At 68.6% G+C, this 22,427-nt stretch carries 23 protein-coding genes; 3 read left to right on the top strand and 20 right to left on the bottom strand.

Features of this window, described 5'->3' with window-relative positions:
- Positions 1 to 72 precede the first annotated feature (72 nt).
- From der to A5745_RS16170, 6 genes are read right to left on the bottom strand one after another with little or no spacing between them, the layout of a single operon-like run.
- Complete coding sequence (gene der, locus A5745_RS16195) at positions 73 to 1,464, bottom strand: ribosome biogenesis GTPase Der (RefSeq protein WP_076117288.1); 1,392 nt, start codon at positions 1,462 to 1,464, stop codon at positions 73 to 75.
- A complete protein-coding gene (gene cmk / locus A5745_RS16190; protein WP_083662950.1) occupies positions 1,461 to 2,147 on the bottom strand; it encodes a (d)CMP kinase in 687 nt (228 codons plus the stop codon). Before cmk ends, der begins: the two co-directional genes overlap by 4 nt.
- Positions 2,144 to 2,896, bottom strand: a complete 753-nt coding sequence (locus A5745_RS16185) for a pseudouridine synthase (RefSeq protein WP_076062156.1) — start codon at positions 2,894 to 2,896, stop codon at positions 2,144 to 2,146. The genes cmk and A5745_RS16185 overlap by 4 nt, the downstream gene beginning before the upstream one ends.
- Positions 2,896 to 3,591: an SMC-Scp complex subunit ScpB gene (scpB, locus tag A5745_RS16180; protein ID WP_076062158.1), complete on the bottom strand. Its 696-nt coding sequence runs from the start codon at positions 3,589 to 3,591 to the stop codon at positions 2,896 to 2,898. The genes A5745_RS16185 and scpB overlap by 1 nt, the downstream gene beginning before the upstream one ends.
- On the bottom strand, positions 3,592 to 4,419 hold the full coding sequence (locus A5745_RS16175; RefSeq protein ID WP_076117283.1) for a segregation/condensation protein A: 828 nt from the start codon (positions 4,417 to 4,419) through the stop codon (positions 3,592 to 3,594).
- Positions 4,416 to 5,279 carry a ParA family protein gene (locus tag A5745_RS16170; RefSeq protein ID WP_076062162.1) on the bottom strand — a complete coding sequence of 288 codons (864 nt, stop codon included), beginning with the start codon at positions 5,277 to 5,279 and terminating at the stop codon, positions 4,416 to 4,418. Before A5745_RS16170 ends, A5745_RS16175 begins: the two co-directional genes overlap by 4 nt.
- A gap of 201 nt (positions 5,280 to 5,480) precedes the next feature.
- Between A5745_RS16170 and A5745_RS16165 the strand changes: the two genes are divergently transcribed.
- The gene (locus tag A5745_RS16165) at positions 5,481 to 6,233 is read left to right on the top strand and encodes an O-methyltransferase (protein ID WP_076062164.1); all 753 of its coding nucleotides are present in this window, start codon (positions 5,481 to 5,483) and stop codon (positions 6,231 to 6,233) included.
- A gap of 12 nt (positions 6,234 to 6,245) precedes the next feature.
- Here the strand turns inward: A5745_RS16165 and xerD are convergent, their stop codons facing one another.
- The 13 genes from xerD to tyrS form a co-directional block, all read right to left on the bottom strand.
- Entirely contained in the window at positions 6,246 to 7,187 is a 942-nt protein-coding gene (gene xerD / locus A5745_RS16160; RefSeq protein WP_076117281.1) for a site-specific tyrosine recombinase XerD, read from the bottom strand.
- Positions 7,184 to 7,807: an NUDIX hydrolase gene (locus A5745_RS16155; protein ID WP_076117278.1), complete on the bottom strand. Its 624-nt coding sequence runs from the start codon at positions 7,805 to 7,807 to the stop codon at positions 7,184 to 7,186. Before A5745_RS16155 ends, xerD begins: the two co-directional genes overlap by 4 nt.
- Positions 7,800 to 9,551, bottom strand: a complete 1,752-nt coding sequence (locus A5745_RS16150) for a CTP synthase (protein ID WP_076117276.1) — start codon at positions 9,549 to 9,551, stop codon at positions 7,800 to 7,802. The genes A5745_RS16155 and A5745_RS16150 overlap by 8 nt, the downstream gene beginning before the upstream one ends.
- Before the next feature lie 143 nt (positions 9,552 to 9,694).
- A complete protein-coding gene (locus A5745_RS16145) occupies positions 9,695 to 10,639 on the bottom strand; it encodes a copper transporter (protein WP_076117274.1) in 945 nt (314 codons plus the stop codon).
- Between the two features lie 12 nt (positions 10,640 to 10,651).
- The gene (steA, locus tag A5745_RS16140; protein ID WP_076117272.1) at positions 10,652 to 11,833 is read right to left on the bottom strand and encodes a putative cytokinetic ring protein SteA; all 1,182 of its coding nucleotides are present in this window, start codon (positions 11,831 to 11,833) and stop codon (positions 10,652 to 10,654) included.
- A gap of 124 nt (positions 11,834 to 11,957) precedes the next feature.
- Positions 11,958 to 13,709 carry a DNA repair protein RecN gene (gene recN, locus A5745_RS16135; protein ID WP_076117269.1) on the bottom strand — a complete coding sequence of 584 codons (1,752 nt, stop codon included), beginning with the start codon at positions 13,707 to 13,709 and terminating at the stop codon, positions 11,958 to 11,960.
- 24 nt (positions 13,710 to 13,733) lie between these two features.
- Complete coding sequence (locus A5745_RS16130; protein ID WP_076117267.1) at positions 13,734 to 14,657, bottom strand: NAD kinase; 924 nt, start codon at positions 14,655 to 14,657, stop codon at positions 13,734 to 13,736.
- Positions 14,654 to 15,463 (bottom strand): TlyA family RNA methyltransferase, encoded by an 810-nt coding sequence (locus A5745_RS16125; RefSeq protein ID WP_076062179.1) that lies wholly within the window; start codon positions 15,461 to 15,463, stop codon positions 14,654 to 14,656. Before A5745_RS16125 ends, A5745_RS16130 begins: the two co-directional genes overlap by 4 nt.
- 7 nt (positions 15,464 to 15,470) lie before the next feature.
- Positions 15,471 to 15,656: a hypothetical protein gene (locus tag A5745_RS16120; protein ID WP_076062180.1), complete on the bottom strand. Its 186-nt coding sequence runs from the start codon at positions 15,654 to 15,656 to the stop codon at positions 15,471 to 15,473.
- 181 nt (positions 15,657 to 15,837) lie between these two features.
- Entirely contained in the window at positions 15,838 to 16,848 is a 1,011-nt protein-coding gene (locus tag A5745_RS16115; protein ID WP_076117265.1) for an HAD-IIA family hydrolase, read from the bottom strand.
- 13 nt (positions 16,849 to 16,861) lie between these two features.
- Positions 16,862 to 17,659: a tetratricopeptide repeat protein gene (locus A5745_RS16110; RefSeq protein WP_139329650.1), complete on the bottom strand. Its 798-nt coding sequence runs from the start codon at positions 17,657 to 17,659 to the stop codon at positions 16,862 to 16,864.
- Positions 17,660 to 17,703: 44 nt separating this feature from the next.
- Complete coding sequence (locus A5745_RS16105) at positions 17,704 to 18,069, bottom strand: DUF732 domain-containing protein (protein WP_076062185.1); 366 nt, start codon at positions 18,067 to 18,069, stop codon at positions 17,704 to 17,706.
- An 83-nt stretch (positions 18,070 to 18,152) separates the two neighbouring features.
- The gene (gene tyrS, locus A5745_RS16100) at positions 18,153 to 19,418 is read right to left on the bottom strand and encodes a tyrosine--tRNA ligase (protein WP_076117261.1); all 1,266 of its coding nucleotides are present in this window, start codon (positions 19,416 to 19,418) and stop codon (positions 18,153 to 18,155) included.
- A gap of 126 nt (positions 19,419 to 19,544) precedes the next feature.
- Here tyrS and A5745_RS16095 point away from each other — a divergent pair, with 126 nt between their 5' ends.
- Positions 19,545 to 20,429 carry a bile acid:sodium symporter family protein gene (locus tag A5745_RS16095; RefSeq protein ID WP_076117259.1) on the top strand — a complete coding sequence of 295 codons (885 nt, stop codon included), beginning with the start codon at positions 19,545 to 19,547 and terminating at the stop codon, positions 20,427 to 20,429.
- Positions 20,430 to 20,442: 13 nt separating this feature from the next.
- On the opposite strand, the gene A5745_RS16090 is transcribed toward A5745_RS16095, so the two are convergent.
- Positions 20,443 to 21,066 (bottom strand): DNA-3-methyladenine glycosylase, encoded by a 624-nt coding sequence (locus tag A5745_RS16090; protein WP_076117257.1) that lies wholly within the window; start codon positions 21,064 to 21,066, stop codon positions 20,443 to 20,445.
- A 45-nt stretch (positions 21,067 to 21,111) separates the two neighbouring features.
- Between A5745_RS16090 and A5745_RS16085 the strand changes: the two genes are divergently transcribed.
- Positions 21,112 to 22,383: an ammonium transporter gene (locus tag A5745_RS16085; RefSeq protein WP_076117255.1), complete on the top strand. Its 1,272-nt coding sequence runs from the start codon at positions 21,112 to 21,114 to the stop codon at positions 22,381 to 22,383.
- Positions 22,384 to 22,427: the final 44 nt, after the last annotated feature.

Genomic DNA, 22,427 nt, shown 5'->3' with positions numbered 1-22,427 from the left:
CGGCAGCAGGTCGAAAGCCTACCGCAGACGCACAGTCGAGCGGTCACGTGCCGCGGAGAGTCCAGTGTGCGCTCAGCGGCGCTTGCCGCCCCGCTTTTCGCGGACCCGCACGTTGATCCGGACGGGGCTGCCCTCGAACCCGAACGTCTCGCGCAGCCGCCGTTCCAGGAACCGTCGATACCCGGCCTCGAGAAACCCCGTGGTGAACAGCACGAACGTCGGCGGTCGCGCGGTGGCCTGGGTGGCGAACAGGATGCGGGGCTGCTTGCCGCCGCGCACCGGGGGCGGCGTGGCAGCCACCACCTCCTTGATCCAAGCGTTCAGCGGGCCGGTGGCGATCCTGGTGTCCCACGACGCCAGCGCGGCCTCCATCGCGGGCACCAGCTTTTGCACCGCCCGGCCCGTCTTGGCGGAGATGTTGACCCGCTGCGCCCAGCGCAGCTGCACCAGCTCACGGTCGATCTCGCGCTCCAGCAGCTCGCGCCGATCCTCGTCGACCAGATCCCACTTGTTGAATGCCAGCACCAAAGCCCGTCCGGCTTCGATGACCATGGACAGCACCCGCAGATCCTGTTCGGTCAGCGGGTCGGACGCATCGATCAACACGATCACCACCTCGGCGGCATCGATGGCCGAGTGAGTGCGCACCGAGGCGTAAAATTCGTGCCCGCGGGCCTGGCCGACCTTGCGCCGCAAGCCCGCGGTGTCGACGAACCGCCACACCTTGCCGCCCAACTCGATGAGCGAGTCCACCGGATCCACCGTCGTCCCCGCGACCTCGTGCACCACCGAACGCTGGTCGCCCGCAAGCTTGTTCAGCAGCGAGCTCTTGCCTACGTTGGGTTTGCCGACCAGCGCCACCCGCCGGGGACCGCCCGCCGCGGGTGCTGCTTCAGACACCTCGGGCAGCGCGGCGAGCACCTCGTCGAGCAGATCCGCGATGCCGCGACCGTGCATCGCGCTGATAGCGTGCGGCTCCCCCAGCCCCAGCGACCACAACGCCGCCGCGTCGGCCTCGGCCTTCTCGCTGTCAACCTTGTTGGCGGCCAGGAACACTGGCTTACCGGAGCGCAGCAGGATGCGTGCGGCGGCCTCGTCGGCGGCGGTGGCGCCGACGAGCGAGTCGACCACCAAGATCACGGCGTCGGCGGTACGCATGGCAACCGACGCCTGCTCAGCCACCAGCTGCTGCAGGCCCTTCGCGTCGGGCTCCCAGCCCCCGGTGTCCTGCACGACAAACCGGCGTCCGGTCCACAGCGCGTCGTAAGACACCCGGTCCCGTGTGACGCCGGGGACGTCCTGCACCACCGCTTCGCGCCGGCCCAGGATCCGGTTCACCAGCGTCGACTTCCCGACGTTGGGCCGGCCCACCACCGCGACGACCGGCGCGGGGCCCGCTTCTTCGACGCCCGATTCGGCGAACTCCCAATCGCTTTCGTCGGTCCAGGTGCCGTCCTGGGTCACCGCACTGCCCCGTTTCGCTGCTTGACCAACTCCAGCAGGTGCGCGATCACCTGCGCCTCGGTCATGTCGCTGGTGTCGACGATCAGCGCGTCCGGTGCCGCCCGCAGCGGTGACACCGTCCGGGTCGAATCCAGGTGGTCGCGGCGCCGGACATCGGCCAAAACGCCCTCGTAGTCGTCGGCCAGGCCCGCCGCGACGTTTTGGTCGTTGCGGCGCCGGGCGCGAGTTTCGGCCGACGCGGTCAGGAAGATCTTCACCGGCGCGTCGGGCAACACCACCGTCCCGATGTCTCGACCCTCGACGACGACGTTGCCCGGCCCCCCGGCCATGGCCCGCTGCAGCTCGACGAGCCGGGTGCGCACCGCGGGAACCGACGAGACCGCCGAAACCGCACCGGTTACCTCGTCACCGCGGATCTCGACCGAAACATCTTCTCCGTCAAGGTAACACGTGATGCTTTCGGGGTCATAGCCCACCGACAACTGCACCTTAGAGGCGACCTCGCCGACGGCATCGGCATCCGTCGGCTCGACCCCGGCGCGCAGAACCGCCAGCGTCACGATTCGATACATCGCCCCGGTATCCAGATAGCGCGCACCCAACGCGCGAGCCAATCGCCTTGATACCGAGGATTTTCCGGTCCCCGCCGGCCCGTCGATAGCGACGACGACGTCCACGCTCACAGGCCCACCGCTTTGTACAGCTGCCCGATCTCGTCAAGGCGCAAAGCCCGGATGCTGCCCGGGCGCTGCTTGCCCAGCGACACCGCGCCGATGTCGGTGCGCACCAGCGATTCCACCGGGAAGCCCGCGGCCGCCAGCAATCGGCGCACAATGCGGTTGCGGCCTTCGTGTAACGTCAACCGCACCAACGTCTTTCCCGGAATGGCGTCCACCACGCCGAAATCGTCGACGCGCGCGATGCCGTCCTCCAATTCGATGCCGGCTCGCAGCTTCTTGCCCAGCCCGCGCGGGACCGAACCCGTCACCGTCGCCAGGTACGTCTTGGGCACCTCGTGGGAGGGATGCATCAACCGGTGCGCCAACTCGCCGTCGTTGGTGAGCAGGATCAGCCCCTCGGTGTCGGCGTCCAACCGCCCGACGTGAAAGAGGTTCTTGGTGCCGCGCACCTTGCGCTCGACCAGGTCGCCGATGCAGGGCCGGCCGCGATCGTCGGCCATCGTCGAGTGCATGCCCCGCGGCTTGTTCAGCGCCAGGTACACCATCGAGTCGTCGAGGACCACCCGGGCCCCGTCGACGCGGATCACCGAAACGTCCGGGTCTACCCGGGTGCCCAACTCGGTCACCACCTGCCCGTCCACCTCGACCCGGCCGTCGACGATCAACTTCTCCGCGGCCCGCCGCGACGCGACCCCGGCCTGGGACAACACTTTCTGTAGACGCGTTCCCCGGGGCTCCTCCGGCTGGACCATTAATCCCGATCCACGTCGAACGACAGTGACTGCTCCGGTGCCTGACCGCCCGCGAGTTTGATGAAACGTGGCTCACTGTCCAGTGATTCGCTGAGGTCCTCGATGGTGTCCACATCCGGCAGCAGCGGCGCGATATCGGGAAGGTCGGCCAGCGACGTCAGCCCCAGGCGCTCCAGGAAGAGCTCGGTGGTGGCGAACGTCGTCGCGCCGGTGTCGTCGTCGACGCCCGCCTCCGTGATCAGGCCGCGCGCCAACAGGGTGCGCATGACGGCGTCGACATTCACGCCGCGCACCGCGCTCACCCGCGCCCGCGTGACCGGCTGGCGATACGCCACCACGGCCAACGTCTCCAGCGCGGCCCGGGTGAGTTTGGAGCGCGCGCCGTCCAGCAGCAGCTTCTCCACATAGGGCGCGAAGCGCGCGCGGGTGTACATCCGCCAGCCCTCGCTGGTTTTCCGCAAGTCGATGCCGCTCTCGCGCTCGGTCAGTTCGTCGGCCATCTGCTGCAGCTTCGCTGCGATGCGGTAGACGGGCTGCTGGGTGGCCGCGGCCAGCGCCTCGACGGTGACCGGGGTGTCGACGACCAGCAGCAGCGCCTCCAGCACCGAGCCGAGTTCCTCGGCGTCCATCGGCGCCGCTTCGGCTATCTCGGGGATGCCGTAGCCGAGGTCGATCTCGGGCAGCTCTTCAGTCACTTATTCGTCCCGCACTTCTACCAGGGCTTCGCTGGCCGGACGTTCGCCGGTCCATGAAATCTGGAGCACGCCAAGCGGCTCTGACTGGTCGAATGCTACCGCCCGGGACCGATACAGTTCGAGCAGCGCCAGGAAGCGCCCAACGACGTCCATTGGCGCCTGGCAGTCGGAGACCAGCTCGGAAAACGTCGCCCAGTGGCCGGTGCCCCGCGCTTCGAGCATGGTCAGCAATTTTTGGGCCTGCTCGGGCACCGAGATCTGCAGCTCGTGCAGGTGCTCGGTGGCCACCGTCGGAGCCGGCCTCGGGGTGAACGCGACCGCGGCGATCTCGGCGAATCGCTCGGCATCGACGCCGAGCATCACCTCGGGCAGCAGTTCGGTGAAACGGTCCTCCAGGGACACCGCGCGGGGATAGCTGCGCAGCGCGGTGGCCTCCAGCTCGGCGAACATCTCCGCAACGTGCTTGAACGCGCGGTACTGCAGCAGCCGGGCGAACAGCAGGTCGCGGACTTCCAGCAGCGCAAGGTCCTCTTCGTCGTCGATCTGCCCGGCCGGCAGCAACCGGGCCGCCTTGAGATCGAGCAGCGTCGCCGCAACCACCAGGAACGCCGTCGTCTCTTCGAGCTCCAGCTGGGAACCGATCGCCCGGGTGTAGGCGATGAAGTCATCGGTGACCTGATGCAGTGCCACCTCGGTCACGTCGAGCCGGTGGGCGAAGATCAGCTGCAGCAGCAGATCGAACGGCCCCTCGAAATTGGTCAGGCGGACTTGAAAACCAGCCGCGTAGCCGTTCTGCGGTGGCGCCTCACCATTGGCGGTGTCGTTCACGCGCCAAATCGGTCGATGAACTCGCGCGCCAGCGCGCGGTAGGCCTGGGCGCCCGTCGACTTCGGCGCCCAGGTGGTGATCGGTTCGCCCGCCACGCTCGTTTCCGGGAACCGCACGGTGCGGGTGATCACCGTGTCGAACACCAGGTCGCCGAATCGCTCGACGACGCGGGCCATCACCTCGCGCGCGTTGACGGTACGCGGGTCGTAGCGGGTGAGCAGGATGCCGCTGATTTCCAGCTTGGGATTGAGTCGGTCGCGCACCTTGTCGACGGTATCGGTTAGCAAGGCCAGCCCGCGCAGCGAGAAGAACTCGCACTCGGTGGGGATCACCACGCCATCCGAACAGGCCAGCCCGTTGACGGTAAGTAGGCCCAGCGACGGCTGGCAGTCGATCAGCACATAGTCGTAGCGGTCCAGCACCGGATGCAGCGCCCGGCCCAGGGTCTGCTCGCGGCCCACCTCGTTGACGAGCTGGATCTCGGCCGCCGACAGGTCGATATTGCTGGGCACCAGATCCATGTGCTTGATCCGGGTGGAAAGCAGCACGTCGTCGATCGACACCCGCGGCTCCACCAGCACGTTGTGAATGGTCTTTTCCAGCTCGTAGTGCGGGACGCCGAGCCCCGCCGACAGCGCGCCCTGCGGATCCATGTCCACCAGCAGCACCCGCCTGCCGTACTCGGCGAGCGCGGCGCCCAGGTTGATCGTCGACGTGGTTTTCCCGACACCGCCCTTCTGGTTGCACATCGCGACAACCTTGGCCGGGCCGTGCGAGGTGCGCGGCTGCGGCTCCGGGATCGACCGTGGCGGACGCCCGGTCAGACCGATAGCGATATCGCTGTCGGACGGATCGGTCATCGCCGGTCGAGTGTTCGGGAGGTGAACATCGCAGCAGAGTCTAATGGGTTGACGCGCAGAACCCGGGCGACCCGCGGGCGATATAACCAGCGAATATTGCCGAATCTCGCTGGTAACGGGCACAATAGCGCGCAGCGTTAACACTAGTCACACCAGCAACATTGGTCGGCCATGGCGCGGGCGCCACTATCGTGGATTCCCATGGATCTCAAGCGACGGATACCGCTCCTGCGATGGTCGGTCTGGCGAATGGCCGCCGGGACGCGCAACATCCTGACGACTGGGCAGATCGGTGACGGCCGCGAGGCCGCTGCGGTGGAGTACGTCCTGAAGAACGCGCGCGCCGGCGACATCGACGACGTGCTGGCGACCATCGACAAGTTCGCCTACGAGAAGTCGATGCTGATCAACGTCGGCGACGAGAAGGGGCTGCTGCTCGACTCCGCAGTCCGCCGCGCCAATGCCGCGCTCGCGCTGGAACTGGGCACCTACGTCGGATACGGGGCACTCCGGATCGCCAGGGCCGCCCCCGCCGCCCGGGTGTACTCCGTCGAACTCGCCGAGGCCAACGCCATCAACGCCCGCCAGATCTGGGAACACGCCGGCGTCGCCGACCGGGTGACCTGTGTCGTCGGTACCATCGGCGACGGCGGCCGCACCCTGGACAGGCTGGCCAACGAGTATGGATTCGCTTCTGGTGCACTCGATTTCGTCTTCCTCGACCACGACAAGGACGCCTACCTGAACGACCTGAAGAGCATCCTGGACCGGGGCTGGCTGCATCCGGGCTCGATCGTGGTCGCCGACAACGTCAGGGTGCCGGGCGCACCGAAATACCGCGAGTACATGCGTCAGCAGCAGGGCAAGCTCTGGAACACCGTCGAGCACAAGGCGCACCTCGAATACCAGTCGATGGTCTCCGACCTGGTGCTGGAATCCGAGCTCCTGGCCTGAAATCCGCGCGGGCTATTGGGCGCGGGGATGGGCCCCGGCCCACACCTCGCGCAGCGCGTGCACGGTGACCAGCGTGTAGATCTGCGTCGTCGTCACCGAGGCGTGGCCCAGCAACTCCTGCACCACCCGAACGTCGGCGCCGCCCTCGAGCAGATGGGTGGCGAAGGAATGCCGCAGCATGTGCGGCGACACACCCGAGGTGATCCCGGCGCGCTCTGCCGCGTCCTGCAGCACCTGCCATGCGCTCTGCCGCGACAGCCGACCGCCGCGCACGTTGAGGAAGATGGCCGCCGTCCCCCGGCCGCGGCGAGCCAGCTCCGGGCGCCCCCGCACCAGGTAGGCGTCCAGCGCCTGCACGGCGGGGCGCCCGACCGGCACCAACCGCTGCTTGCCGCCCTTGCCGCGCAACAACACCGACCGTGCCTGGGTGTCGATGTCGTCGACGTCGAGGCCGACGGCTTCGGAGATCCGTGATCCGGTGGAATACAACAGCTCTAACAGCGCGCGGTTACGCAGCGTCAGCGGACCGTCGGCCGGGCTCTCGCCGCCGGCGGCCTCGAGCAGCGCCAGCACCTGATCGATGGTGAGGCTTTTCGGCAGCCGGCGGCCCGGCGTCGGGGGCCGGACCGCCCGCGCCACGTCGAGCTCGGCCAGCCCTTCGGCGGCGGCGAAGCGATGCAAGCCGCGCACGGCGATCAGCGCCCGCGCGGCCGACACCGCGGACAGGGCCGCCGTCCCGGAATCGGGGTCGCCGCGCCGCAGCGCGACCAGGAACTCGCTGACGTCGTCCTCACCGACTTTCGCCAGATCGTGAATTCCGCGGTCCGACAGGTGTTTCGAGTAGCGGCGCAGGTCGCGGCGATACGAGCTCAGCGTGTTGGGCGCCACGCCCCGCTCGATCGTCAGGTGATCGAGGTAGCCCTGCATTTGAGTCTCCAGCGCCGGCGCCGTCATCCCCGGGCCTTTCGCGCGGCGAACGCGCTCGGCTTGTCGATCCAGGGACTGTCCAGCGGACGCGGGTCCGCGAAGCCGTTGGTGACGGCCTGGGCGGCCAAAATCCCCGCCACGGCAATGGCATTGACGATCTCACCGCTGAGCACCTTGCGGGCGGCCTCGGCGAGCGGATACCACTGCAACGTCATGTCGGCTTCTTCGTCGTGCGCCTCGGGCCGTTCCACCTCAGTCAGTCCGGTGGCCAGATAGACCCGCACCGACTCGTCGCTGAACCCGGGCGTCGAATCGAGATCGACGAGAACCCGCCAGGTATCGGCCCGCAGGCCGGCCTCCTCCTGCAGCTCCCTGGCGGCGGTCAGATGCGCCGCCTCACCGTCGACGTCGAGGAGCCCGGCGGGGAGCTCCCACAGCCGCCTGCCGAACGCGTGGCGGTACTGATAGACCAGGGGGATGTTGCCATCGTCGTCCATCGCCAAGACGGCGACCGCGCCGAAGTGCTCGACGACGTCGCGGGTGACGACCTTGCCGCCGGGCATGCGCACCTGGTCGCGGCGCAGCGCGAAAATCTTTCCGGTGTGCAGCGTTTCGGATGACGCCGTTTCGAAAACGTGCTCAGCCACGGGTCGCCGGCTCGGGTAACGGCCGCCGTGTGCTGTCTAGATGCTGATCGCCGTTGGACGTGTGCTCGGGGATTTCCACCGGCAGCTGCTCGCCCTTCTGGTAGTCGATGGCCGCCCCGACGAATGCCACGAACAACGGGTGCGGCCGGGTGGGCCGGCTCTTCAGTTCGGGGTGGGCCTGGGTGCCGACGACGAACGGGTGGATGTCGCGTGGGTATTCGACGAACTCCACCAGGTGCCCGTCTGGTGAGGTGCCTGAGAAACGCAAACCGCTTTCGGCGATCTTGTCGCGGTAGGCGTTGTTGACCTCGTAGCGGTGCCGGTGTCGCTCGGATACCTCCGTCGTCCCATACGCTTGGGCCACAATGGAATCCGGCTGCAGGACCGCGGGATAGGCGCCCAGCCGCATGGTGCCGCCGAGGTCGGCCTCGCCGGCCACGATCTGCTCCTGGTCGGCCATCGTGGAGATGACGGGATCCGGTGTGCCCGCTTCGAATTCGGCCGAGTTGGCCTCGGTGAGACCGACCGAGCGGGCGGCTTCGATCACGATGCACTGCAGGCCCAGGCACAGCCCGAGCACCGGCAAACCGCGCGAGCGGGCGTGTTGGATGGCGCCGATCTTGCCCTCGATGCCGCGGATGCCGAACCCGCCGGGGATCAGCACGCCGTGCACGTCCCCGAGCGCCGCGGCGGCCCCGGCGGCGCTCTCACACCCGTCGGAGGCCACCCAGACCATCTCGACCTTCGCGTGGTGCTTGAACCCGCCCGCGCGCAGCGCCTCGGTGACCGACAGGTAGGCGTCGGACAGCTCGACATACTTTCCTACCAACGCAATTCGCACCGTCTCGTGTGGCTCGTGCACCCGGCGCAGCAGGTCGTCCCATTCGGTCCAGTCGACGTCGCGGAACGGCAGGTTGAGCCGGCGCACCACGAAGGCGTCGAGTTCCTCGCGGTGCAACACCTTCGGGATGTCATAGATCGACGGCGCGTCCGGGGTGGAGATGACACCGTCGATGTCGACGTCACACATCAGCGCGATCTTGTTCTTCAGGGCTTCGGGGACATCGCGGTCGCAGCGCAGAATCAGCGCGTCCGGGGTGATACCGATGCTGCGCAGCGCGGCCACCGAGTGCTGGGTCGGCTTGGTCTTGAGTTCGCCCGACGGCGCCAGATACGGGACCAGCGACACATGCAGGAAGAAGACGTTCTCCCGCCCCAGGTCGTGGCGGACCTGGCGCGCCGCCTCCAGGAAGGGCTGCGACTCGATATCGCCCACGGTGCCACCGATTTCGGTGATCACGACGTCCGGCCGGTGGCCGTCGGCGTCCGGTTCGGCCATCGCCATGATTCGCCGCTTGATCTCGTCGGTGATGTGCGGGATGACCTGGACGGTGTCGCCGAGATATTCGCCGCGTCGTTCCTTGGCGATGACGGTCGAATACACTTGTCCGGTAGTAACATTCGCCGAGCCGGACAGGTCGCGGTCCAGGAAGCGCTCGTAATGGCCGACGTCGAGGTCGGTCTCGGCTCCGTCCTCGGTCACGAAGACCTCGCCGTGCTGGAACGGGTTCATCGTGCCCGGGTCGACATTGAGATACGGGTCGAGCTTTTGCATCGTCACGTGCAACCCGCGTGCGGTGAGTAGCTGGCCCAGGCTGCTCGCGGTCAGCCCCTTGCCGAGCGACGAAGCGACCCCACCGCTGACGAAGAGGTGCTTGGTGGCGGTTTGCGGGTGCTTACGCACTGGCGACCTCCGTGAAGACGGGCAGGGCTTCGACTTTTCTAGCCTTAACCAGCTGGGCCTGCCGACCCACGGAAATCCACCCTAACATCCACCGTGCCGCGCCGCGGGGAACACGCCCGGTGTGCGGAGCGGCTAGTGAGTGGCTACTGGGGCACGGTGATCGACGTCGCCCCGTGACCGGTGCCGTACTGCCCGACGTGGCCGCCATTGATCAGGTCGTGCAGGCCCAGGATCGCGGTGATGCGGCCGGGCGCGGTGTCGACGTCGTCGACGGTGCTGATCGCCGAAACCATGGCGGCATCGGCACGGGCCACCGCGACCGCGGCGCCGCCCGTCGCGGATCCGTCCCGCCCGGCCAGCAGGGTGCCGGCGCCGTGTGGTGCCAGCGCGGTGGCGAACCGGGCGACGCTGACGCCCTGGTTGCCAGCGTCCTGCGGCAGCCCGCCGCCGGTCACGACGAGGGCGGCAGTCCCGGCGCCGAGGTGATCGCTGGGCTGATACGTGATGAAGCCGGTATCACGCAGCGACGCCAGCACGGTGTCCCGCTGCGCGTCGTCCACCGGCGGGATGGCTGGGTTTGGGTTGACCAACAAGGCGATGCCCAACAGGTCGCCGGCCTGCGAGCCCTGGTCGACGAGCTTGGTGCTCAGCTGCTGGCCGGCGGGCAGCACCGACGAGTTGACCACCGTGCGGAGTTTCTCCGCGGAGTTGGCGTCGACGAACTCCTGCGTCAGTGAGACCGTGCCGGTGACCGTACCGCCGGCCTGGCCGACGATTTTCGACACCGCGGCGACATCGTCATCTCGTGAATCGGGCGTGCGGAAGACCACCACCGACTTGCCGCCGAGCGCGTCGTGCACTATTCGACCGCCCAGCTGGGTGTCGAAATTGTTTGCGGCACTGAGCTTCTCGTTCAGCACGTTCTTTTGGTCGTTGAGCCCGCCGATCTGTGTGAACAGGTCCCGCTTCTCGTCACGCAGGCTGGACAACAGCGCGTCGGACAGAAAGCCCGAACCCAGCACGACGCCCACGGCCAACGCCAGGAAGACCGCGGCCAGTGAGAACGCATGTTGGCGTAACGAGATCACGTGCGCACCGTTCTAGGTCACCCACCTCTGCACGACGAGAGTGAAGTGGTTCCAGTAGTCGGTGATCCAATGCAGCACCACCCCGTCGGTGCGGGATACCCACAGGGCGACGATGACGGCGATCAGCATTGTCAGCGCCAAGAGCGCGATGGCGCCCGTCGAGATGTGGCTGCGGTACAGCGTGGAAACCGCCTTGGCGTCCACCACCTTCTCCCCCACCCGAAGCCGGGTCAGGAAGGTCGACGGATTGCTTTGCGTGCGTGTGCGATCGAAGAACGTCTCGATGTTCGCGGTGTGGCCGGCCGTCACCAGTAGCGACGCGCCATGATGATCGGCGAGCAGCAGGGCCAGATCGACCGCCGAGCCCGCGGCCGGAAAGGTCATCGCCCCGACGCCGAGATCCTGAATTCGTTCCAGGCCGGGCGCATGCCCGTCGGCGTCGGCGGGCAACACCACGTGGGCGCCGCACTTGAGGGCGTCGGTGCTGATCTGGTCGGGGTCGCCGACGATGATCTGCGGCCGATATCCCGCCTTGCGCAACACATCCGCGCCGCTGCCGACGCCGATGAGCACCGGCTGGTACTCCTTGATGAACGGTTTGAGAGATCGCAGGTCATCCTCGGCGCTCGGCTCGTCGGCGACGATCACCACGTGCCGGCGACGCAGGTCCACGTCGATATCGGGGATGCCGATGCCGTCGATCAACAGCGGGCTCTCGCTCTTGATGAACTCGATTGTGTTGCCGGCGAACGCCTCCAGGTGGGCCGCCAGTCCGCTCTTGGCCTCCCGCATCAGGTCCGCGATGTCGTGGTCGGTGCGCTCGGTGCCGCGGATCAGCCTGCGGTCGCCGGCGTACACGCCGCCCTCGTATAGGCGAATCTTGGCCCCGTCCTTGACCTTCTTGAAGATGTCGGGTCCGGTCTCGTCGATCAGGGTCACTCCGTTGTTGACCAGTACCTCCGGGCCCATGTTGGGATAGCGGCCCGAGACGGATGGGGACGCGTTGACCACAGCCGCGATGTCGGCTTCCACGAGGGCGTCCGCGGTGATGCGGTCCAGATCCAGGACGTCGAGCACCACGATGTCGCCGGGACAGACCCTGCGCAGCAGTCGGTCGATATTGCGGTCAACCCGCGCGGTGCCGGTAAGGCCCGGTCGGGAGGCATTACGAGTTAGCAGGCCTGACATCTTCATGGGGGCGATTCTGTCGGTGAAGCCCGGCCGAGGCGAGGAGGCGCGCCGTAACATTAGCCTCAGAAGTTATCTAGAGTCACATCTGTCACAAGCTCATAACGGCTTGGTTGCGCCCGCGCCGAAATCAGATCTCGTCGTTCTGAGCGGCATCCAGTAGTTCGCGGGCGTGTGCGCGGCCGCTGTCGGATTCGCCGAGCCCGGCCAGCATCCGCGCCAGCTCGGCGACCCGATCGTCGCCGGTCACGCGTTGCACCACACTCGTCCCCCGCGGCCCGGCGGCATGCACAACAAGGTGCACGTCGCCGTAGGCCGCAACCTGCGGCAGGTGCGTCACCACGATGACCTGATGGGTGCGCGCCAGCCGCGCGAGCCGTCGCCCGATCTGAACCGCCGCGCGGCCCCCGACGCCGGCGTCGACCTCGTCGAACACCATGGTTGTCCCCGCCGCCGACGCTGCCAGGACCGCCTCCAGCGCCAGCATCACCCGTGACAGCTCGCCGCCCGACGCGCTCTTCGCCAACGGCAGCACCGTCATGCCGCGGTGCGCCGCGAACCCGAACTCGACCTGGTCGACACCATCGCCGCCGGCGCGGGCCAGCTCGCCCGAGGGCAGCGTCAGGGCGGCGGGATCGTCCTGGCCGGACGCAAGATCGGTGGTCACGCTGATGGCGAATTCGGCGTCGCCCATCGCCAGCCCGGCCAGTTCCGCCGTCACCGCTTTGGCCAGCCGCTTGGCGACCTTGCGCCGAAGATTGCTGAGATCGACTGCGGCGTCGCATAATTCGCGCGCCAGCTCGTCGACCCGGCGTTCCAGCGCGGCGATGCCCTCCTCGGAGACGTCGATTTGCGCCAACCGCTCCCGGGATTCCTGCGCCCACCGCAGCACGCCGTCGATGTCGGCCGCGTACTTGCGGGTCAGGGTGCGCAGCTGGGCCTGACGGGCCAGCTTCGACTCCAGCGCGCTGGCGTCGACCGGCAGCTGCTCCAGATAGTCGCCGAGTTCGTGTCCCGCGTCGGTGACGACGGTGAGCGCTTCGCCGATCTGCGCGGCCAGTGCCCGCAGGGTGGCGTCGTCGGCGGATTCGAGGGCGGTACGCGCGCGCCCGAGGGTGTCGACGGCGCTGGAGCCGAACGCCTCGGTGTCGTCGGCGGACAACGCCGCGCGGGCGGTGGCGGCGGCCTCCCGCAGGGTGTCCAGCTCGGAGAGCCGCCGGATGTCGGCGACCAGTTCCTCGTCCTCCGCGGGTTGCGGGTCGACGGTGTCGATCTCGTTGAGCGCGAATTTCAGCCGGTCGGCCTCCTGCGCGAGTTCGCGGGCATGGTCGCGGCGTTCGATGAGGTCGCGTCGGGCCGACAGCCAGGCGTCGCGCAGCTTGCGGTAGCGCTCCAGCGCCGGGCCCGCGGCCGCGAAGCGGTCCAGCGCGCCGCGCTGCTCCTCGGGCCGCATCAGCCGCAGCTGGTCGTTCTGACCGTGCAGGGTGAGGAGCTCGGCGGTGAAGTCGCCCAGCGACTTCGCGGGCACGCTGCGGCCGCCGAGATACGCCCGCGACGGTCCGTCGCGGCTGACCGAGCGCAGCGCGATCACGCTACCGTCCTCGTCGCGCTCCGCGCCCAGCGATTCCAGCACGCCGTCCAGTTGCGCGACCGTCTCGTCATCGAAATCGGTTGTCGTGAAACGGCCTTCGACCACCGCGCGGTCAGCTCCGGATCGCACCCGGGTGGCGTCGGCGCGTGCTCCGCCGAGCAGGTGCAGCCCGGTCACCACCATCGTCTTGCCGGTACCCGTCTCGCCGGTCAATACGGTCAGACCGCGACCGAACTCTCCGACCGCGACGCTGATGGCGCCCAGCGACTCGATGCGGATTTCAGTCAGCATTCCATCAGCACCGTTGCAGCGTCGTTACTTCCCGCGCCAGCCGGTCACCGGCAACCGGAACTTGCGCACCAGGCGGTCCGTGAACGGTGCGCTATCCAGGCGCGCCCATTTCACCGGTGTGGCGCAACGGGTTACCTCGAGCCGGCCGCCGGCCGGTATCAGCATTTCGCGCCGGCCGTCGCAGAACACGAGGGCGTCGTTACCGCTTGCCTCGATCTCGATCGCGACGGTGGCGTCCGGGCTGGTGACCATCGGCCGGCCGAACAGTGCGTGAGCATTGTTGGGCACCACCAGGATCGCCTCGAGATCGGGCCAGAGCACGGGACCACCGGCGGAGAACGCGTAGGCGGTGGATCCGGTCGGCGTCGAGATCAACACCCCGTCGCAGCCGAACGTCGACACCGGCCGTCCCTCGATTTCGACGACGACGCCCAACACACCCAGCCGCGGGCCCTTTTCGAGGCTCGCCTCGTTGAGCGCCCAGCCCTGGTCGATGATGCGGCCCCCCTGGCGCACGACGATGTCGAGCGTCAGGCGTTCCTCCACCCGGTACGTCCGCGCGATGACATGGTCCAGCACCGTGTCGATGGCCTCGGCCTCGGCCTCGGCCAGGAACCCGATGCGGCCCAAGTTGACGCCCAGCACCGGAATGCCGACGTTGCGCGCCAATTCGGCGGCACGCAGGAAGGTGCCGTCGCCGCCGAGCACCAGCACCAGTTCGCAGCCCTCGGCGGCGTGTGGGTCGGCGTCGACCACTTCGATTTCGACGCCCATGGCCCGCATGTCGTCGGGCGCCAGGTGCAACGATCCCCGGTCGACGGCCTCGGCGGACAGGACGCGAAGCGCAATGCCGTTGTCGCCCAGCACTTTCTGCACGCGCCGCGCCGTCTCGGTCGCTTCGTCGCGCCCGGTGTGGACGATCAGCAGGACGGTACGTTCAGTGGTCATTGCGGGCCCTCCGCGACGGCGCGCCGCACCGCATCCACCAGCCCATCGGCGGACAGCCCCCGATCGGTCTCGGCGCGCAACCACAAGAAGTATTCGACATTGCCCGCCGGTCCCGGTAACGGACTGGCCATGACGTCGACGGTGTGCCAGCCCAGCTCCCCGGCCCGCCGCGCGACGCCGAGCACCGAGTCGGCGCGCAGCCCGGGATCGCGGACCACGCCGCCGGCGCCGACCTGACCCCTGCCCACCTCAAACTGTGGCTTCACCATGGGAACGATATCCGCGCTGGGGCAAGCGCATCCAGCCAGCGCGGGCAACACGGTGGCCAGCGAGATAAACGACAGGTCAGCGACTACCAGGTCGACCTGGCCCCCGATCGCCTCGGGGGATAGCTCGCGGGCGTTGGTCCGCTCGACGACCACCACCCGCGGGTCGGAACGGAGCGACCACGCCAGCTGGCCGTAGCCGACGTCGGCGGCCACCACCTGGGTGGCCCCGCGGTCCAGCAGGACTTCGGTGAACCCGCCCGTCGATGCGCCGGCGTCCAGGCAGCGGCGGCCCGCGACGGAAATATCGAAGGCGTCCAGCGCGCCGATGAGCTTGTGCGCGCCGCGCGACACCCAGGTGCGCTCGCCCTCGTCGGCGACGGTCAACGCCGCGGTGACTGCGACGGCGGTGCCGGGCTTGACCGCCGGCAGGCCGTCGATGCTGACCTTCCCGGCGCCGATCAACTCCGCGGCCTGCTGACGAGACCGGGCCAGGCCGCGCCGCACCAGCTCGGCGTCAACGCGGGCGCGTCGAGGCATGGGGCACTCAGCCCTTCTCCGCGGACTCCAGCGCCTGCAGCAGCACGTCGTGCGCCTCGGAAAGACGGCGGGCAATCTCTTCGAGCTCGGCCAGCGACGGCCCGTTCTCCACGGCCTGTTGGTCCCCCGGATCGGGGAGTTGGGCCAGCAGCGTGTCGATTTCCGCGCGAATCTGTTCAGGATCGATAGTCATTGCGGCCACAATATCCTCGCCCAGCAACTGCGATCAGCCGTGGCCATACGCCACACCGCAATCCGTAACTTGCGGTAACTCGAATGAAACCGCGAAGTGCGACGCTGTAGCCGCGGTGGGGGTTCAGGAGAGGTGTGCCAATTTGTGGGTAGTTTTCTGGCTCCTTTCACTGCGTGACCCGCTAGTCGCCGTACACCAGAGACCAGCGCCGCAGCGCGTCGCGGGCCCGGCCGTCCGCGGCCTCGATTCGCAGCGGCCGCCCGTCGAATGGGGCGCTCCATACCGCGCCGGCGACGGCGCGCACGATCGATAGCCCGTCCCCGTCGTCGTCGCCGCCAGCGCCGACCGTCACCGCCTCCGCGCCGACGTCGACGCGCCATGCCGCCTGCGCACCCACCGCGAGCAGGCCTGCGTCCTGGTGCAGCGAGCGCAGGTCGTGCCCGATATAGGTGGGCCGCTGCCCGGGTTTGGCATAGACGGCGTCCCGCGCGGTATTGACGCCGGTGAGCACCATCAGGCTGGGCAGTTTGGCGGCATTGGCGCCCTCGATGTCGGTGTCCAACCGGTCGCCGATCACCAACGCGGCCCGGAAATCGCCGCGCGCCACCGCGTCCGTCATCAGCGTGGGCGCGGGCTTGCCCGCCACGCGGGGTTCGGCGCCGGTCGCCGTCCGCAGCGCGGCCACGAACGAGCCGTTCCCCGGCAGCAAGCCCCGCTCGGTGGGCAGCGTGGGGTCGACGTTGGCCGCCACCCAGAGCGCGCCGGCCCGGATGGCCAGCGCCGCCTCGGCGAGATCCGGCCAGGCGATGGTCGTCGAAAGGCCCTGCACGACGGCCACGGGGTTGTCCTCATATTTGCGCACCGGCCGCAGGCCGACCGCGGCGATCTCGTCGGCCAGGGCGTCGGTGCCGACGATCAGCACCGCCGATCCCGGGGGTAGCTCACCCGCGAGCAGGTGGGCTGCGCTCTGGGCGCTGGTGACGATGTCCTCGCCGGTGACGTCGAAGCCGAGCTCGCGCAGGTGCGCCGCGACCTCGTCGGGGCTGCGCGAGGCGTTGTTGGTGACGTACAGCTTGCGGCTGCGCACTTCGTCGAGCGACTGCACCGCGCCGTGGGTGGGCTGGGCACCGCGAAACACGGTCCCGTCCAGGTCTATCAGCAGGCAATCATATTCCTGCGCAAGGGTTTTCACGTCAGCCAAACTCTCAGCCGAGCTCGCTGACCCGGTCTTCGGCGTCGGTGACACCGTCGATGTCCGCGGCCGCGGAGCGCAAGAACCACCGCAACGCCTCGTCGTCGCGGCCCAGCGCCAGCAGCGTGTCGGCGTAGGCGTAGAACAACCGCGCGGCCGTCGAACCGGTGCGGGTCGGGTCCAGCTGCGGCGTGGACAAGACGGTCAGCGCCTGCTCCAGCTGCCCGAGATCCGAGCGGGCGCCCGCCGCGACGATGCGCAGCTCGTCGGCGTCGTCTCCGCTGAGCTCGGCCGCCTCCGGCCCGCGGGCCAGTTCGAGCGCCCGCTCCGGGCGGCCGAGGCCGCGTTCGCAATCGGCGATCAGCGCGAGCAGCGCGGACTTGCTGCCCATCCTGCGTGCGGCGCGCAATTCGGCCAGCGCCTGGCCCCAATCGCCGCAGTGGTAGGCGGCGATCCCGACCGCTTCCCGGATGGCGGCGATCCTGCTGGACCGCGACCGCGCCGCCCGCGCGTGGCGGAGGGCGGCTTCGGGGTCTTCGTCCAGCAGTTCCCCGGCGGCGACCAGATGGCGTGCGACGGCGTCGGCGGTGGCACGATCCAAGGTGCTCAGTTCGCGGCGGATTTCGGGTGCGAGTTGCCTGGCGTCCACGCCGGGCGGTATCGGGGGCCCGTCTTGGGACGTGGCGTCGCGGGACGGGCGGTCCACCGCAGCGCTCTGCGGTTGGGCCGGGCGCGCCCGCCCCGGTCCTGACCACCGCGACGCCGAGCGCGGCCGTCGCTCCCCGTCTCGGCCATGCCTGTCGTCGACCACGCTGCAAAGGATACGGGCACGCCGAATGCCGGCCGCCGGGCGAACTAGGCCTGCAGCCGCCCGTTCAGCAGCGGAGCCAAGACCGCCGGACAGTACGTCGCGATGGCCACGATCGTGAAGACCCCTGCCGACTTCTCGGACATCCCTCTCCTGACGGCCATTTCGCGGACGACCGTGTCGAAAGACTCACCCGGCTGGAACAGCATCGGACACACCGCCTGGCCCGCCGCCGTCGTGCTGATCGGCTGGCTGTAGGGCACGCCGGCGTTGTTCAGCGCCGAGAGAAACGCGTTGCCGAGCATGTCAGCCCGGATCGGAGCCGCCGACACCGTCGTCGCGGCGAGCAGACCCGCTGCCACCGCGGTAAATCGAAGAGCCGTCGCCTGCCGAGTCCCCCGCGCGCAAATCACTGTGACAACAGTGGCCAGCGGAAGTCACGTTTATGGCACAGCGAGATAAAGGTTTGCGCACCAACGCGTTTCGCGGCGCGGTTCTAGACCTTCTCTATGCCCGCGACATTGCGCTTGCCGCGGCGCAGCACCAGCCAGCGGCCGTGCAGGAAGTCCGAGCTCTGGGGCACCCATTCGTCGCTGTCGATGCGAATGTTGTTGACCGACACGCCACCCTCGCCGATCGTGCGCCGGGCCGCACCCTTGCTGGCCGACAGCCCGCTGGCCACCAGGAGATCGACGATCCCGTCCGGGCCGCCGGGCTTGAGCTCCGCGACCGACGTCTCGCGCAATGCCGAGGCCAGCGTCGCCTCGTCGAGCCGGTCCAGCTCGCCCTGGCCGAAGAGCGCCCGGCTGGCGTGTTCGACGGCCTCGGTGGCGGCCTCGCCGTGCACCAGAACGGTGAGTTCGGTCGCGAGCCGACGCTGCGCGGCGCGTTGTTGCGGGCGTTCGGCCGTGGCGCGTTCGAGCTCGGCCAGCTCGTCGGCCGACAGAAAGGTGAACCAGCGCAGGTAGCGGATCACGTCGGCGTCGGCGGTGTTGATGAAGTACTGGTACCAGGCGTAGGGGCTGGTCATCTGCGGGTTGAGCCACAGGCTGCCGCCACCCGTGGACTTGCCGAATTTGGTGCCGTCGGCGGCGGTCACCAGCGGAACCGTCAGCGCATGCACTGTGGCGCCGAGCTTTTGGCGGACCAAGCGGACTCCGGCGATGATGTTGCCCCACTGGTCCGAGCCACCGATCTGCAGCGTGCAGCCGTGCCGCCGGTGCAGTTCGACGTAGTCGTTGGCCTGCAGCAGCATGTAGCTGAACTCGGTGTAGGAGATTCCGTCGCCCTCCAGCCGGCGCCGGATGGTGTCGCGGTCCAGCATCACGTTCACTGAGAAGTGCTTGCCGACATCGCGCAGGAACTCCGTCACCGACATCTCGCGCGTCCACTCGAGATTGTTCTCGACGATCGCGCCGGTGGGTGAGCTGTCGAAGTCGACGAATCGTTCCAGCTGTCCGCGGATCTTTTCGGTCCAGTCCGCGACCGTGCCCGTCTCGTTCAGGGTGCGCTCGCCGACGTCCCGCGGATCGCCGATCATGCCCGTGGCGCCGCCCGCCAGCACGATGGGCCGGTGACCGGCGCGCTGGAAGCGCCGCAACGCCAGCAACGGCACGAGGTGTCCGGCGTGCAGGCTCGGCGCGGTCGGGTCGAAGCCGGCGTACACCGTCAGCGGCGGGTCCTCGGCCGCCAGCGCGTCGAGGTCGGTGGACTGTGCGATCAGCCCACGCCAGCCCAGCTCGTCGAGGATTCCGGAAGACATCGCGCACGACTTTAGTCGCTCGCGCGGCCACGATTCGCTACCGCGCGGCTATCTAAGGCAAGCTAACTAGGTGGCGCATCGTCGCGCTATGGCTTTCCCCCTTAGCGCACGACAACCCGGAGCGTCATGAACAACCAGTACTGGCCGTTGGTCGTCGCCATCATCATGCTCGCGCTCGGGCTGACACTCACGGTCGACGACTTCAAGCGGGCCGCAACGCTGCGCAAACCACTCGTCGTGGCGCTCGCCTGCCAAGCGCTGCTGCTGCCGACCGTGTGCCTGGTGATCGCCGAGGTCTTTCACCTCGAACCTCATCTCGCGGTCGGGCTCATGCTGATGGCGGCCACGCCCGGCGGCACGATGGCGAACCTGCTGAGCCATCTGTTCAATGGTGACCTGGCGCTTAACCTCACGCTGACCGCAATCAACGCGGTGCTATCGGTCGTTGCCCTGCCCGCGATCCTCGCGGTGTCGATGTCCTGGTTCCTCGGCGAAGGGCGGTTTCTCCCCCTGCAGCTGGACAAGCTCCTTTCGGTGATCGGCCTTGTGCTCGTCCCCATCGCGATCGGGGTGGCGATTCGCCACCACTTCCCCGAGCTGGGCCGGCGGCTGCAGAAACCGGTCCGAATAGCCGCGATCGCGCTCCTAGTGCTCGCCGTGCTGGCGGCCTTCGCAGGGGGGCGAACGACGCTGTGGCACAACTTCGGCGTGCTGATCGGAGCCGTCATCGCGTTCTGCACCGTGAGCCTCTCGGTCGGCTATCTGGCGCCGCGTTTGATGCGGCTGGCACCGCGGCAGGCCGTCGCTGTCAGCCTGGAGGTCGGAATGCACAATGCCGTGGTGGCGATGGGCATTGCGTTGAGTCCGCAGTTGTTGAACAGCGCCGAAATGGCCACGCCGGCCGCGATATACAGTGCCGTCGCGCCGCTTTTGGCCGTGACGTTCATTTTCCTCGCGCGCCGCGTGGACCCCGCATTTCGCACAGTCGCACCGGCGCCCGCCCCGGCCTAGCCGGTCTGGCGGGCTAGTCGCTGGCCCCCGGCGCCGGGGCGCGGGGGCTGCGGCGGTAGGCGGAGACTTCCGGTCGGCCGGCCAGCCACAGTCGCCATGGCCGGTCGGCGGCCTGGCTGATCCCCACGCGCGGGCCCGATACCGCGCCATGCGCCTCGTTGAGCGCCAGCCGCACCGGGCTCTTTGGGTCGAAGACGTCGACCCCGTTGTCGGCCATGGTGATTCCCAGGGCCGAGCACAGATTGCCCGGGCCGCGCGCCAGCGCGATGTGGCGAACCGCCTCGCCGCGCCGGGCCTGGGCCGCGTCGAGCCCGTCCTCGATGGCGGCGGCGCGCAGCAATACGGCGGCGGCCACGCCGTCGGGCCCGCACGAGACGTTGGCGCAGACGTGGATCCCGTGGCTGCGGTAGGTGTACAGCCGCCCCGGGGGACCGAACATCACCGCGTTGCGACCATTGCGGCCGCGATACGAGTGGGCCGCGGCGTCCGGCCACGGACCGTCGGGAACCCCGCCGTAGGCCTCCACCTCGACCACGATGGCGCGCACCCCGCGGCTGGTGATGGTCGCACCGAGCAGCCGATGCGCTGCCTCGACCGGGTCTACTGACAGCTGGCCCGCGCCGCGACCGGATCGCACCCACCGAACCTACCGGCACCCCGAACATGGCAGTATCCGGTCATCATGCATGCGATCGACCCCGCGGCCACCGCGTGGCTACTGGCCAGCACCGCACTCGTCCTGCTCATGACCCCCGGCCTTGCGATCTTCTACGGCGGCATGGTCCGCACCACCGGGGTGCTGAACATGATGATGATGAGCTTCATCTCCATCCCGCTGGTCACGGTGGCGTGGCTGCTGGTGGGCTACAGCATCGCGTTCTCCCAGGACGGGGCCGGCGGGTTCGTCGGCAACCTCGAGCACATCGGGATGCTCGGGATCACCCCCGACAGCCTCCATGGCACGGTGCCCGAACTGCTCTATGCGACATTCCAGTTGACGTTTGCGATCATCACGGCCGCCCTGGTGAGCGGCGCGATCGCCGATCGCGCCAAGTTCGCGGCCTGGGTTGTGTTCGTCCCGACATGGGCGATCATCGTGTATTCGGTTGTCGCACACTGGGTGTGGGGCCCCGGCGGCTGGCTCGCCAAGCTGGGCGTACTCGACTACGCGGGCGGGCTCGTCGTCGAGATCGTCTCCGGCTGCTCCGCCCTGGCCCTGGCGCTGGTGCTCGGACCCCGCATCGGCTTCAAGAAGGACGCCATGCGGCCGCACAATCTGCCGCTGCTCTTCGTTGGTGTCGGGCTGCTGTGGTTCGGCTGGTTCGGCTTCAACGCCGGTTCGGCCATGGCCGCCAACGGAACTGCCGCGGCCATCTTCCTCAACACCCTCGTCGCCGGCTGCCTGGGCATGCTCGGCTGGCTATCGGTCGAACAACTCCGCGACGGCAGGCCCACGACCTTCGGCGCGGCGTCCGGTGTGGTCGCCGGCCTCGTCGCCATCACCCCGTCGTGCGGAACCGTCAACACACTCGGCGCTGCGGTCGTCGGCGTCGCCGCGGGCATCGTGTGCTCGTTCGCTGTGGGCGCGAAATTCCGTTTCAACTACGACGATTCGCTCGACGTGGTGGGTGTGCACTTCGTCGGCGGCGTGGTCGGTGTGTCGTTGATCGGGCTGCTTGCCACCGCCGTCATGACGTCGGGCCCGCGGGGCCTGTTCTACGGCGGCGGCTTCGCCCAGCTGGGCAAGCAGGCGCTCGCGATCGTCGTGGTGGCCCTCTATGCGTTCGTCGTGACATTTGTTCTCGCGAAGTTGATCGATCGGGTGATGGGTTTCCGGGTCAGCGCCGAAGAGGAGACCGCCGGCGTCGACGTCACTCAGCACGCCGAAACCGCCTACGCAGAAGGGGTGCACGGACATCTGCCGCAGCGCCGCCCGGGCGTCGGCGAGCGATAGATTCCCGGCCGGCCAGATCCGGCGCCACCACCCCTTGACAATCC

This window comes from Mycobacterium sp. IS-2888, assembly GCF_001954215.1.
Taxonomy (GTDB): Bacteria; Actinomycetota; Actinomycetes; order Mycobacteriales; family Mycobacteriaceae; genus Mycobacterium.
Note: the sequence above shows the minus strand (reverse complement) of the source record. Positions and strands in the feature narration are given on the sequence as shown.